At 74.3% G+C, this 13,353-nt stretch carries 12 protein-coding genes; 7 read left to right on the forward strand and 5 right to left on the reverse strand.

Features of this window, described 5'->3' with window-relative positions; translation table 11 throughout:
* The first annotated feature begins 65 nt into the window (after positions 1–65).
* Positions 66–896, forward strand: coding sequence for a sigma-70 family RNA polymerase sigma factor (locus JX575_RS02145; protein WP_186340051.1), 831 nt, complete (start codon positions 66–68; stop codon positions 894–896).
* Between the two features lie 49 nt (positions 897–945).
* Positions 946–1,956 (forward strand): glucose-6-phosphate dehydrogenase (coenzyme-F420), encoded by a 1,011-nt coding sequence (gene fgd, locus JX575_RS02150; protein ID WP_186340052.1) that lies wholly within the window; start codon positions 946–948, stop codon positions 1,954–1,956.
* Positions 1,957–2,380: 424 nt separating this feature from the next.
* Here the strand turns inward: fgd and JX575_RS02155 are convergent, their stop codons facing one another.
* The 5 genes from JX575_RS02155 to JX575_RS02175 form a co-directional block, all read right to left on the reverse strand.
* On the reverse strand, positions 2,381–3,361 hold the full coding sequence (locus tag JX575_RS02155) for a CU044_5270 family protein (RefSeq protein ID WP_186340053.1): 981 nt from the start codon (positions 3,359–3,361) through the stop codon (positions 2,381–2,383).
* Positions 3,358–4,026, reverse strand: coding sequence for an RNA polymerase sigma factor (locus JX575_RS19765; RefSeq protein WP_186340054.1), 669 nt, complete (start codon positions 4,024–4,026; stop codon positions 3,358–3,360). The genes JX575_RS02155 and JX575_RS19765 overlap by 4 nt, the downstream gene beginning before the upstream one ends.
* Before the next feature lie 98 nt (positions 4,027–4,124).
* Positions 4,125–5,540: an FAD-binding oxidoreductase gene (locus JX575_RS02165; protein WP_186340055.1), complete on the reverse strand. Its 1,416-nt coding sequence runs from the start codon at positions 5,538–5,540 to the stop codon at positions 4,125–4,127.
* Between the two features lie 8 nt (positions 5,541–5,548).
* On the reverse strand, positions 5,549–6,904 hold the full coding sequence (locus JX575_RS02170) for an aspartate aminotransferase family protein (RefSeq protein ID WP_186340056.1): 1,356 nt from the start codon (positions 6,902–6,904) through the stop codon (positions 5,549–5,551).
* Complete coding sequence (locus tag JX575_RS02175; RefSeq protein WP_186340057.1) at positions 6,897–8,450, reverse strand: CoA-acylating methylmalonate-semialdehyde dehydrogenase; 1,554 nt, start codon at positions 8,448–8,450, stop codon at positions 6,897–6,899. The genes JX575_RS02170 and JX575_RS02175 overlap by 8 nt, the downstream gene beginning before the upstream one ends.
* A gap of 105 nt (positions 8,451–8,555) precedes the next feature.
* Between JX575_RS02175 and JX575_RS02180 the strand changes: the two genes are divergently transcribed.
* From JX575_RS02180 to JX575_RS02200, 5 genes are all read left to right on the forward strand, one after another.
* Complete coding sequence (locus JX575_RS02180) at positions 8,556–10,172, forward strand: PucR family transcriptional regulator ligand-binding domain-containing protein (protein WP_241005301.1); 1,617 nt, start codon at positions 8,556–8,558, stop codon at positions 10,170–10,172.
* Positions 10,173–10,221: 49 nt separating this feature from the next.
* Positions 10,222–10,557 (forward strand): cupin domain-containing protein, encoded by a 336-nt coding sequence (locus JX575_RS02185; RefSeq protein ID WP_186340058.1) that lies wholly within the window; start codon positions 10,222–10,224, stop codon positions 10,555–10,557.
* Between the two features lie 19 nt (positions 10,558–10,576).
* Positions 10,577–12,031 (forward strand): aminobutyraldehyde dehydrogenase, encoded by a 1,455-nt coding sequence (locus tag JX575_RS02190; RefSeq protein ID WP_186340059.1) that lies wholly within the window; start codon positions 10,577–10,579, stop codon positions 12,029–12,031.
* A 55-nt stretch (positions 12,032–12,086) separates the two neighbouring features.
* Entirely contained in the window at positions 12,087–12,485 is a 399-nt protein-coding gene (locus JX575_RS02195) for a hypothetical protein (protein ID WP_186340060.1), read from the forward strand.
* A 69-nt stretch (positions 12,486–12,554) separates the two neighbouring features.
* Positions 12,555–13,346, forward strand: coding sequence for a SurA N-terminal domain-containing protein (locus JX575_RS02200; protein WP_186340061.1), 792 nt, complete (start codon positions 12,555–12,557; stop codon positions 13,344–13,346).
* Positions 13,347–13,353: the final 7 nt, after the last annotated feature.

Consider the following 13,353-nt stretch of genomic DNA (forward strand, 5'->3'; position numbering starts at 1 on the left):
GTGATCGTCCTTGCTGGAGACCACGGCAAGCACCATCCACGCACGAAAGCGAGCACGTGGTCATCATGTCGATCGCTACTGAACGCCCCGCTGGACCCGCCCTCGTCGAGTCCCGTCCCGTCCAGCCCCTCGAGGGCAAGGCCCGCGCACGCCGCACCGACGCCATCGTCAACGACCTCCGAGGCGCCCTCGGCGACGCGGACGCCCACGAGCTGATCCGTCAGCTCATCGAGACCAACGCCGCGGTCGCCCGCAGCATGGCCTCCCGCTACCGCAACCGCGGCATCGACCTCGACGACCTCGAGCAGGTCGCCCTGCTGGGGCTGACCAAGGCCGCGCAGCGCTTCGATCCCGGCGCCGGGCACGACTTCCTGTCGTTCGCGGTGCCGACGATCCGGGGCGAGCTCCGCCGCCACTTCCGCGACTCCGGGTGGATGGTCCGGCCCCCGCGCCGGGTCCAGGACCTGCAGACCCGCATCGCGGGCGCGAAGGAGGAGCTGGAGTCCATGCACGGCCGCTCGCCTCGCCCCAGCGAGATCGCCGAGCACCTCGGCGAGCACCCGGACAGCGTCGTGGAGGCGCTGGCGGCCGACGGCTGCTTCACCCCCACCTCGCTGGACGCACCGGTGTCCGACGGGTCCTCGACGCTCGGCGACCTGCTGGGTGCGGAGGACCGTGCGATCGCGCGTGCCGAGGCCCGGCTCATGCTGGAGCCGCTCATGGGCGTGCTCACCGCACGCGATCGCCGGATCGTGCGCCTGCGCTACTTCCAGGAGCAGACCCAGCAGGAGATCGCCGACGCCGTCGGCCTGACCCAGGCCCAGGTCTCCCGCGTGCTCACGCGGATCCTGGCCGACCTGCGCGCCGGCCTGGTCGACTACTCACCGGCAGCCTGACCTCCCGCGAGTCACTCCGGGATCGGGGTCACCGTGCCACCATGGCGCGGTGACCCCCCTCTCCGTCGGCTACAAGGCATCCGCTGAGCAGTTCGGCCCGCGCGAGCTCGTCGAGCTCGGCGTGCGGGCCGAGGAGGTCGGCCTCGACAGCGTCTGGGTCAGCGACCACTTCCAGCCGTGGCGCCACGACGGCGGCCACGCGCCGAACGCACTCGTCGCTCTCGCGGCCATGGGCGAGCGTACGGAGCGCGTGGTGCTGGGCACGAGCGTGCTGACCCCGACGTTCCGCTACAACCCCGCCGTGCTCGCCCAGCAGCTCGCCACCCTCGCGCTGCTGAGCCCGGGGCGCGTGGTGCTCGGGGTGGGCACGGGCGAGGCGCTCAACGAGATCTCCGTCGGGCTGCAGGACTGGCCCGACTTCCGCGAGCGCTGGGCCCGGCTGCGCGAGGCCGTACGACTCATGCGCGCGCTGTGGGCCGGTGAGCGGGTCACCTTCGAGGGCGATCACTACCGCACCGTCGACGCCACCGTCTACGACCGCCCCGAGGGCGGCGTCCCGATCTACGTCGCGGCCGGCGGGCCGCAGATGGCCAAGTACGCCGGCCGCGTCGGCGACGGCTTCATCTGCACCAGCGGCAAGGGCATGGACCTCTACACCGACAAGCTGCTCCCGGCCGTCGACGAGGGCCTCGCCGCGTCCGGGCGCTCGCCGGGCGACCTCGCCCGGCTCATCGAGATCAAGCTGTCCTACGCGGCCACCCGCGAGGAGGCGCTCGACAACACCCGCTTCTGGGCTCCGCTGTCGCTGAGCGCGGAGGACAAGCACCGCCTCCACGACCCGGTCGAGATGGCCGCCGCCGCCGACCGGCTGCCCCTCGACCAGGTCGCCTCGCGCTGGATCGTCGCCACGACCCCCGACGAGGTCGTCGACGCCGTCCGCCCCTACGTCGAGGCCGGCTTCGACCACCTCGTCTTCCACGGCCCGGGCCACGACCAGCAGCGCTTCCTCGCCGACCTCGGCGAGCAGGTCCTTCCCGCCGTACGCGGCCTCCGGGGCTGAGCTCGACCCGGGTGGCGGTCTCCCTCGGCGGCCCGTCGGTGCGTACGCGCGGGCTGGGTTGAGCGGGTACGTCCCCGCTCAACGGCCCGGATCCGGGTGTCCTAGCGGGGACGGGACGTGTCCAGTGGGCGCGCCGGACCCGTGCAGCGTCGTCCAGTCGGACCGTGGCGCCGGGGCGTAGGCCGGGGCTGGGTTGAGCGGGTACGTCCCCGCTCAACGGCCCGGATCCGGGTGTCCTAGCGGGGACGGGACGTGTCCAGTGGGCGCGCCGGACCCGTGCAGCGTCGTCCAGTCCGGACCGTGGCGCCGGGGCGTACGCCGGGGCTGGGGTGGAGCGGGTACGTCCCCGCTCAACGGCCCGGATCCGGGTGTCCTAGCGGGGACGGGACGTGTCCAGCGGCCGCCAGGGCGCGGAGGTGCCGGGTCAGGTCTTCGAGCCGGGTGCCTGGCCGGCACTGTCGACCACGGCGGTCTCCAGCACGGCGGTGGCGCCGAAGAGGGTGTCGGGCGATCCGTCGGGGTGGGTGAAGAACCATCGCGTGCCGCGCAGCTCGTAGGTGCTCGCGTCGAAGATCCACGTGGTACGGGTGCGGAAGCGCGCGTCGGTGCGCGTGATGCCGACCCCGCGGCGCCCCAGCGCGTCGGTGGCGCCGTGCTCGACCTCGACCCCGTCGATCCGGGCGACGGCGCGGTAGAGCGCCGCCGCCGTGTCGGGTGGCACCAGCTGCTCCGACACCAGCGAGCCGATGAGCTCGAACGTCGCCTGCTGCTGCTCCTGGCCGTCGACGGGCACCGCCGCGCGGTCGAGGACGTCGAGGAGCGCGTCCGGGTCGGTGGGCAGCTGTGCGAGCCAGGCGTACGTCGGGCGGCGCGCGCCGGCGGGCGACGGTCCGCCCGACTCGAGCGGCCAGTCCTGTCCGAGCTCACGGATCAGGTCGTCCTGCCAGCCGAAGGGGCCCGGGTCCTGGCCCAGCCAGGTCTCCCGCTCGCGGACCGGCCCCAGCACGACGTCCTCGCCGAGCCTGCCCTCGTTGGTGATCACGGCGCTGCGCGTGTAGACGAACTGGTCCTCGCGCACCGTCGCCGCCGGCGAGGCGAGCGCCCGGTCGGCGGCACCGTCGAGCACCCGGGTCGCGGCCAGCGACGTCATGACCGCGCGCGTCGCCTCGGGCCGGGGTGCAGGCGAGTCGCCGGTCAGGGCGAGCACGCCCACCGTCGCCACCGCCGTCGCGCAGGCGAGCACGGTGGCCGGCGCGGCGATGCCACGTACGACCCTGCGCCGGGCCTCGTGCCGGTCGATCGCCAGGTCCACGCGCGAGCGGAGGCGGGCGCGGTGGAGGGGGGACAGGGTGATGTCGTGGGGCGCGGGGTGGCTGCGCCGGAGCTCGTCGAGGTCGCGGGTCACGGTCGTCCTCCTCGGACGGGTCGGACGGGTCGGACGGGTCGGACGGGTGGGACGGGCCCCGTGGGGTGCACGGGGCCGCAGGCGGCGGGCGAGGTCGGCGGTCGAGCAGATGGAGGGTCGGGATCGGCGACGAGCTCGCGCATCCGGGCGCGGGCGCGCGACAACCGGGACCGCACGGTGCCGACCGGCACGCCGAGGGACTCCGCGGCCTCGGCGTAGGTCAGTCCCGACCACACGCACAACGCGACGACCTCTGCCTCCGCTCGGCGCAGGGACCCGATCACCCGGGCGGCCCGGGCCAGCACGTCCGCCTCGTCGAGGCGCTCCACCACCTCGTCGGCGAGGTCGGGCACCGACTCGTCGCGTGGACGACGGGCGAGGAACGTCGTCAACCGGCGACGGCTGCGGCGTGCGTTCAACGCCTGGTTGGTCGCGATGCCCCACAGCCACGGCCGCAGGGGGCGGTCGTCGTCGGTGATCGACTCGCGGGTGCGCCACGCGGCGAGGAACGTCTCCGAGGTGACGTCCTCCGCCGTCGCCCAGTGGCCCGTCAGGCGGTGCGCCAGCGTGAAGACGCCGTCCACGTGCTCGGCGTAGACGGCGTCGAACGCGGCCCGGTCTCCCTGGCGCAGCCTCCGGCGGAGGTCACGATGTCCTGTGCTCACAACCCACTACTGTCCGCTCAGGTCGGGGGGTTCCCGATCCGCGAGTCGATTGTCACCCGGAGCCCGTGTCCGACGTCCCTGGACGCGGTGTGGTCGGCTCAGGAGTCGAAGCCGAGCCCGACCCGGTCGAGGGCACGGAGGAACGCGTTGCGCCGGCCATGGCGGTGGTCGGCGCGGTCGAGCGACCAGCGGGTGAGGTTGATGCCGACGGACGCGAGGGGCTCCGGAGGGAAGGGGAGGGGGCGCTCGCGCACCATCCGCAGCTCGGTGCGCTCGGTCGGTCGGCCGGCGAGCAGGTCGAGGAGCACCTCGGCGGCCCAGCGGGTCGCGGCGACGCCGAGGCCGGTGAAGCCGGCAGCGTGGGCCACCCGGCCACCGTGGGTCGTGCCGTAGAACGCCGCGAACCGCGTGGAGGTGTCGATCGCGCCGGCCCACCGGTGCGTGAAGCGGATGCCCTCGAGCTGGGGGAAGGTGGCGAGGAGGTGCGAGGCCAGCCGCGCGTGGCTGTCCGGCCGGTCCTCGTGGCGTACGTGCATCCGACCGCCGGCCGGGTAGATCGCGTCGTAGCCGCCCCACAGGATGCGGTCGTCGGCGGTCAGGCGGGCGTAGTGGAACTGGTTGGCCAGGTCGCCGAGGCCCTCGCGCCCGGCCCAGCCGATCGACGCGCGCTGGTCGGCGGTGAGCGGCTCGGTGACGAGCACGTAGTCGTAGACCGGCACGGTCATCAGCCGGTTGCGGCGCAGCAGGCCCGGGAAGACGCCGGTGGCCAGGACCACCTGGTCGGACGTGACGGTGGCGCGGGCGGTGGACACCTCGACGACACCGCCCTCGCGGCGTACGCCGGTCACGGCCGAGTGCTCGTGCACCTCGACGCCGAGGTCGGTGGCGGCCCGGGCCAGGCCGGCGGCGAGCCGGGCGGGATGGACGAGCGCGGTGGCGGGCTCGCGCTCGCCGGCCAGGAAGAGCGGGCTGTCGATCGCCGCCCGCACCTGCGCGCGGTCGAGAAAGTGCGCGGACTCGCGCACCCACTCCACCTGGTGCTCCTCGACCGCCACCGACAGCGCCCCCGTGCGCTCCCACTCGCAGGCCAGGTCGAGGTCGCGGACGTCGGCCTCGAACGCGTCGAGGTTGGCCTCGCCCAGCCGCTCCAGGACGTCGTACTCCTCGGGCCAGCGCGAGCGCCCGTTGTCCTCGCCGTGGGTCAGCGAGGCCTCGCAGAAGCCGCCGTTGCGCCCCGAGGCCGCCCACCCGACCGTCTGCGACTCGAGCAGCACCACCCGGCGGCCGGGATCGCGGCGCTTGGCGTGCACCGCCGCCCACAGGCCGAGGTAGCCCCCGCCGACGACGGTCAGGTCGGCACGGGTGGAGCCGCTCAGCGGGTCGTGGGCCGGCCGCGCGCCGACGTCGTCGAGCCAGAAAGCACCGAGGCGGCTGCCGGCGAGCGACCGCGAGACGAGCCGCGGGTCGGGGGCGTGCCGCTCGTAGGCGGTGGCGTGCCGGTGGGGGCGGGGCACGTCGTCGGTCAGCCGGCGGCCGCGGTCAGCGCCGCGTCGAGGATCGCCAGGCCCTCGCGGGCCTCCTCGTCGCTGGTCGTCAGCGGCGGCACGACGTGGATGCGGTTGTAGTTGCTGAACGGCAGCATCCCGCGCTCCTGGCAGCCCGTCACGATGGCGGCCATCTCGGGGCTGGAGCCGCCGTAGGGGGCCAGCGGGGCGCGCGTCCGGCGGTCGCCGACCAGCTCGACGGCCCAGAAGGCGCCGGTGCCGCGCACCTCGCCGATCCACTCGTGCCGGTCCGCCAGCTCGCGCAGGCCGGGCCCGAGCACCTCGGCGCCGAGCCGCTCGGCGCGACCGACGATGTCGTCGTCCTCCATCGCGCGGATCGTCGCGACGGCGGCGGCACACGCCAGCGGGTGCCCGGAGTAGGTGAGCCCGCCGGGGTAGGCGCGGTGGGCGAACGTCGCGTGGATGGCGTCGCTGATCGCGACCCCGCCGAGCGGGACGTAGCCGGAGTTGACGCCCTTGGCGAAGGTCAGCAGGTCCGGGACGGTGTCGCCGTGCTCGACGGCGAACCACCGCCCGCTGCGCCCGAAGCCCGACATGACCTCGTCGGCGACGAGCACGATGCCGTGCCGGTCGCAGATCTCGCGCACCCCGGCCAGGTAGCCCGGCGGCGGGACCATGATCCCCGCGGTGCCGGGGATGGCCTCCAGCACGATCGCCGCGACCGTCGCCGGCCCCTCCAGCGCGACCACCTGCTCGAGGTGCTCGAGCGCGCGCTGGCACTCCTCGGCCTCGCTGGTGGCGTGGAAGGGGCTGCGGTAGAGGAACGGGCCGAAGAAGTGCACGGTGCCGGTCGACCCCTGGTCGCTGGCCCACCGGCGCGGGTCGCCGGTCATGTTGACCGCGAGGTGCGTGCCGCCGTGGTAGCTGCGGTAGGTGGTGAGCACCTTGTGCCGGCCGGTGTGGAGCCGCGCCATGCGTACGGCGTGCTCGTTGGCGTCGGCGCCGCCGTTGGTGAAGAAGACGTGGTCGAGGTCGCCGGGGGTGTGGCTCGCGATCAGCCGGGCGGCCTCCGAGCGGGCGCCGTTGGCGACCGCCGGGGCGATCGTGCACAGGTGCGCGGCCTGCTCGCGGATGGCCGCGACGATGCGCGGGTGCTGGTGGCCGAGGTTGGTGAAGACCAGCTGGGAGGAGAAGTCGAGGTAGCGCCGGCCCTCGCCGTCCCACACGTGGCTGCCCTCGGCGCGGGTGACGACCATCGGACTGATCTGGGCCTGCGCCGACCAGGAGTGGAAGACGTGGGCGCGGTCGAGCTCGTAGGTCCGGGCGGCGTCGTGGGTGCCGGCCAGGTCCGAGGCCGTCGTCGGGTCAGTCATTGCGCGGGAATCCCAGCTCGAGGCCGCCCTCGGGGCGGTTGGCGGGGTCGATCCACCGGGTGGTGACGACCTTTCCGCGGGTGAAGAAGTGCACGCCCTCGGTGCCGTGGGCATGGGTGTCGCCGAACAGCGAGCGCTTCCAGCCGCCGAAGGAGTAGTAGGCGACCGGCACCGGGACCGGCACGTTGACGCCGATCATCCCGACGGTCACGTCGGCCTCGAAGCGGCGGGCGGCCCCGCCGTCGTTGGTGAAGACGGCCGTGCCGTTGCCGTACTCGTTGGCGTTGACCAGCGCGATCGCCTCGTCGTAGCTGGCGACCCGCACGACCGAGAGCACCGGCCCGAAGATCTCCTCGCGGTAGATCTCCATGTCGGGGGTGACCTCGTCGAACAGCGTGGGCCCGAGCCAGAAGCCCTCGGCCACGTCGTCGGAGCCGCCGCGGGCCGCGACGTCGCGCCCGTCGACGACGACCTTGGCGCCGGCCGCCTCGCCGGAGTCGATGTACGAGGCGACCTTGTCGCGGTGGGCCCGGGTCACGAGCGGACCCATGTCGGCCTCCTTGCCCTCGCCCGCGGCCGTGGCGTCGGCACCGCCGTCGCCGATGAGCAGCGTGCGGGTGCGGTCGGCGACCCGGGCGACGAGCTCGTCGCCGATCGGGTCGACCGCGACGAGGACGCTGATCGCCATGCAGCGCTCGCCGGCGCTGCCGTAGCCGGCGTTGACGGCCGAGTCGGCGGCCAGGTCGAGGTCGGCGTCGGGCAGGACCACCATGTGGTTCTTCGCGCCGCCGAGGGCCTGGACGCGCTTGCCGTGGCGGCTCGCGGTCTCGTAGACGTACTCCGCGATCGGGGTCGAGCCGACGAAGCTGATCGCCTGCACGTCGGGGCTGGTGAGCAGCGCGTCGACCGCGGTCTTGTCGCCGTGCAGGACGTTGAAGACGCCGTCGGGGAGCCCGGCCTCCTGCCAGAGCGCGGCGATCCAGCTGGCCGCGCTCGGGTCCTTCTCGCTGGGCTTGAGCACGACCGTGTTGCCCGCCGCGATCGCGATCGGGAAGAACCACATCGGCACCATCGCCGGGAAGTTGAACGGGCTGATGATGCCCACCACGCCCAGCGGCACCCGCTTGGAGTGCACGTCGACGCCGGTCGAGGCGCTCTCGCTGTGCCCGCCCTTGAGCAGGTGGGAGATGCCGCACGCGAACTCGACGACCTCGAGGCCACGGGCGATCTCGCCCATCGCGTCGGAGTGCACCTTGCCGTGCTCGCTGCTGATGATCGCGGCGAGCTCGTCCTTGCGGCTGTTGAGCAGCTCGCGGAAGGCGAACAGGACCTGGGTGCGTCGGGCGAGCGAGGTGGCCGCCCACGGCGCGGCGGCGCGCGACGCGGCGCCGATCACGGCGGCGGCGTCCTCCTCGCTGGCCAGCGCGACGCGGCCGGTCACCCGGCCGGTGGCGGGGTTGGTCACGTCGGCCCAGCCGAGGGGGGAGCCGGTCAGCGGCGCGCCGTCGGCCCAGTGCACGACGTCCTGCGGATTCGGGGTGCTCATGGCGCTCATCCTGCTGGTCGTACGTCGCACGCGCGGGTGTCGGATCGTCGGCAAAGCGGCCGGTCGCCGGACACATCGTCACCCCGTCGGCCGTAGGCTGCCGCCGTGGTCGACGTGACGCCGGGGGTGACGCTGCGCGAGGCGCTGGAGCTGCCGGCGCTGCGCCGCGCCGCGCCCGAGGTGGTCGCCGGTGCCGCCGGGGCCGGCCGGCCGATCCGGTGGGTGCACGCCACCGAGCGACTCGACGTCGGCGAGCTCCTGCGAGCCGGCGACCTGCTGCTCACGATGGGCACCGGCCTCCCCGACGACGACGACACCGCCGGGCTCGAGGCCTTCGTCGACGCCCTCGTCGACGTCGGGAGCGCGGGGGTGGTGGTCGAGCTCGGCCGACGATGGGCCTCGGCGCTGCCCGACCCGCTCGTCGCCGCCTGCGAGGAGCACGGGCTCCCGCTCGTGGTGCTGGCGCGCGAGACCCGCTTCGCCACGCTCGCGCAGGAGATCGGCGAGCGGGTGGTCGACCGGCAGCTGGCCGAGCTGCGCGAGGCCCAGCGCGTGCACGAGACGTTCACCGACCTGGGCTACGACCTCGCGAGCCCGGCCGAGATCCTCCGCGCGGTGCAGCGCCTGGCCGACGCGCCCGTGGTCGTGGAGAACGCCCAGCACCGCCCGCTCGACTACTTCGCCGGCCCGGACGACGGCGGCGGGTTCCTCGACGGATGGCCGGCCCGGTCCCAGCGCGTCGAGGTCGCCGGCCGCACCGGCTGGGACGCCGCCAACGGGTGGCTCGTCACCCGCCTCGGCACGACCGACCGGGCGTGGGGACGGCTGGTGATCGGCTCACCCGAGACGCCGTCGCAGCGGCTCGTGGCCGTGGCCGAGCGGGCCGCGTCGGCCCTCGCCCTGCACCGCCTGCACGACCGCGACCGCGGCACGCTCATGCGCCGCACGCACCTCGAGCTGCTCACCGGGCTGAGCGAGGACCCCGACTCCGACGACGTACGACGACGCTGCGAGCTGGCCGGCTTCCCGGTGCGCCGGCGCACCCTGACCGGCGTGGTGGTCCGCCCGCGCGTCGGCGCCTCGCCCTCCGCCGAGCCCGACGAGGTGGCCGCGACCGTCGTCCGCGCCGCCCACGCGCTGCGCCTGCCGGCCCTGGTCTGCGAGGTCGAGCGCGACCTGCGGGTGCTGGTCTCGAGCGCTCCCGCGTCCTCGGCCGACGACCTGGTCGACCGGCTCGCCGCGCGCGTGCGGGCCCACCACGACGTGCTGGTGGCCGCCGGCCGCCCCGTCGCCGACCCGGCCGGGGTGGCCCGCACGGTGGCCGAGGCGGGGCAGGTCGCCGACGCCGCTCCCGCCGTGAGGCGCGAGCACGATCCCGGGGTGCACCGCCTCGCCGACCTGCACCTGCGCGGGCTGCTGGCGCTGCTCGGCGAGGACGAGCGGGTCCGCCTCTTCGTCGAGCGCGAGCTCGGGCCGCTGCAGGAGCACGACCGGGCCGACGGGGCGCGCACCGAGCTGGTGGCGGCGCTGCGCGCGCTCGTGCTGCACCCGGCCAGCAAGACCGAGGCCGCGGCGAGCCTGCACCTGTCGCGCGCGGCCTTCTACGACCGGCTGGCACGGATCGAGTCGATCCTCGGCGCCGACCTCGACGACCCTGACGTCCGGGTCTCGCTGCACGTCGCGCTCGTGGCAGACGAACTGTTGGGCGGAGGGGCGAAGTGACGACAGATCGTCGGCCGCCGCGCCCCGCCCCGCTGGGGACGATGCAGCCATGAGCCCCGCCGCGACCCGCGTCCTCGACACCGCCGCGCCCGTGCCGACCGCGCCCCTCGACCCGGGCACGGTCCTGGCCGGCGCCCCTGCGGCGGGCTCGCGCGCGCTGGCCGCGGTGTCCGGCGTGGAGGTCGGGGTGTGGGAGATGACCCCGGGCACCGCCACCGACGTCGAGGTCGACGAGGTGTTCGTCGTGCTCTCCGGCGCCGCGAGCGTGACCTTCGACGACGGCGAGCAGGTCGAGCTCGGGCCGGGCAGCGTCGTCCGCCTGCGGGCCGGCGAGCACACGACCTGGGTCGTCCACGAGACCATCCGCAAGATCTACGTCGCCTGACCGCCCGCCGAGGAGAGCAATGACCGACCAGCCGACCGACCAGCCGACCGACCCGACGATCCGCAACTTCATCGACGGCGAGCTCGTCGCGTCGGCGAGCACCGAGTTCATCGAGCTCGTCGACCCCGTCACCGGCGCACCCGACGGGCGCTCGCCCGTCTCGACGCACGAGGAGGTCGACCGGGCGTACGCCGCCGCGGAGCGGGCCTCGGCCTCCTGGAAGCGGCTCACCCCGGGCGCGCGCCAGGGCTACCTGCTCGACCTGGCGACCGCGATCGCGGAGCGCCGCGACGAGATCAGCGAGGTGCAGGCCCGCGACACCGGGCAGCCCGTGCGCCACATCGCGAGCGAGGAGGTCGACCAGGGCGTCGACCAGCTGCGCTTCTTCGCCGGCGCCGCGCGACTCCTGGAGGGCAAGTCGTCGGGGGAGTACCTCGAGGGCCACACCTCCGCGATCCGTCGCGAGCCGATCGGCGTCGTCGGCCAGGTGACGCCGTGGAACTACCCCTTCGCGATGGCGATCTGGAAGATCGCGCCCGCGCTGGCGGCGGGCAACACGGTCGTCCTCAAGCCCAGCGACACCACGCCGCGCTCCACCGTCCTGCTGGCCGAGATCGCCGGCGCGATCCTGCCGCCCGGCGTGCTCAACGTGGTCAACGGCGACGCCTCCACGGGTCGCTACCTCGTCGAGCACCCGACCCCCGGACTCGTCGCGATCACCGGCTCGGTGCGCGCGGGCACGGAGGTCGCGCTGTCGGCCGCGAGGTCGCTCAAGCGGGTCCACCTCGAGCTCGGCGGCAAGGCGCCGGTCGTGGTGGCGCCCGACGCCGACCTGGCCCGGGCCGCCGAGATGGTGGCCGCGGCCGCCTACTTCAACGCCGGCCAGGACTGCACCGCCGCCACCCGGGTGATCGTCCACAGCAGCGTGCACGACGAGCTCGTCGAGCTGCTGGTCACGGAGGCCGAGGCCACCCGGGCCGGCCCGCCGTCGGACGACGGGGCCGACTACGGTCCGCTCAACAACGCCGCCCACCTCGCGAAGGTCGAGTCGTTCCTCGCCGACCTGCCCGCCCACGCGAGCGTCCGCACCGGAGGCGCCCGGCACGGTGAGGCCGGCTTCTTCTTCGCGCCGACCGTCGTGACCGGCGTACGCCAGGACGACCGCATCGTGCAGGAGGAGGTCTTCGGCCCCGTCCTGACGGTGCAGTCCTACGACGACGAGGCCGAGGCGCTCGCGATGGCCAACGGCGTCCCCTACGGCCTCGCCGCGAGCGTGTGGACCCGCGACGTCGGCACCGCCGACCGACTCACCCGCGAGCTCGACTTCGGCTGCGTGTGGGTCAACACCCACATCCCGTTCGTCTCGGAGATGCCGCACGGCGGGTTCGGCGCGTCGGGCTACGGCAAGGACCTGTCGGGCTACGGCTTCGACGACTACACGCGCATCAAGCACGTGATGACCGCCCACTACTGACAGGCGGGCCAGTGCCGGTCCGTCCCGGTCTCGACGGGTCGGGCATGCTGGGGCCATGCGCTTCACCGAGCACGAGCTGACCGTGGCCGTCACCGCCGCCGCCAAGATCGTGGCCGGCGGCAAGGTCGGGCGCCGCGCCAAGGGCGAGGCGGCCTGGGAGTCGATGAGCAAGATCGAGCGCTACCACCTGCTCGAGGCGGTCGGCAGCCAGGTCCTGCCCGTCCTGCTCGCCCTGCCCGACGTCGAGGTGCCGGCGGGCACCCGGCCCACCTTCACCGACGCCCAGATCGCGGCCGCGGTCGAGCAGACCCTCGGCGAGAGCGGTGTGGGCCGGCTGCGGCAGAAGGTGGCGGTCGCGGCGCGACTGACGCTCGTACGCACGGCGCTCGCCCAGCTCCCGGTGCGCCAGGACCCCGACGCGCTCACCGTGCCCGACTCCCTCGAGGACCTCTGAGCCGTCCCGCCCCCAGGGCCTGAGGACCCTGAGGACGGCGTTCAGGTTGGGTGCGTACCGTCGTTACCGATGACTTCCTCCGTGTTCTCCCTGATGACCTCCCGCACCCGCACCGTGATCGGCGCCCTGTCGGTCGCCGCCGTGCTCACGCTCTCCGCCTGCGGCGGGTCGGACGCGTCCGACGACGCCAAGGACTCCTCGTCGAGCTCCTCGCCGTCCGCGAGCGCCTCCGACGGCGCCGCCGAGGGCCCCCAGCCCGACCTCGACGCGATCCCCGACGTGGTCGCCGAGGTCAACGGCGAGCAGGTGACCAAGGAGGAGTTCGTGCCGATCTACAAGGCGGCCTTCCAGCAGGCGGCGGCCCAGGCGCAGATGACCGGGGAGGAGCCCGACGAGAAGGCGCTGCGCAAGCAGACCGCCGACAACCTCGTCGACACCGAGCTGCTGCTGCAGGAGGCCGAGTCGCGTGGCCTCGAGGTCAGCGACGAGGCCGTCGACGAGGAGCTGGCCGACCTGGCGAAGCAGAACGGCATGGGGTCGGCCGACGAGCTCCTCGAGGCCGTCGAGGCCCAGGGCCTGAGCGCCGAGCAGGCCCGCGAGCAGGTCGAGACCCAGGCGATGGTCGAGCAGCTCGTCGCCGACGAGGACGGCCCGCTCGAGCCCACCGACAAGGAGCTGCGCAAGATCTACGCGCAGGCCAAGAAGCAGCAGGCCGCGTCGGGCGGCGGGCAGGAGATCCCGCCCTTCGACCAGGTGCGCGACCAGCTCGTCGAGCAGGCCGAGGCCCAGCAGGTCGGCAAGGTCGCCACGGAGCTGGTCACGGACCTCCGCAAGGACGCGGACATCACGATCAACCTCTGACGTCGGT

The sequence above is a fragment of the Nocardioides sp. zg-1228 genome, assembly GCF_017086465.1.
Taxonomy (GTDB): Bacteria; Actinomycetota; Actinomycetes; order Propionibacteriales; family Nocardioidaceae; genus Nocardioides.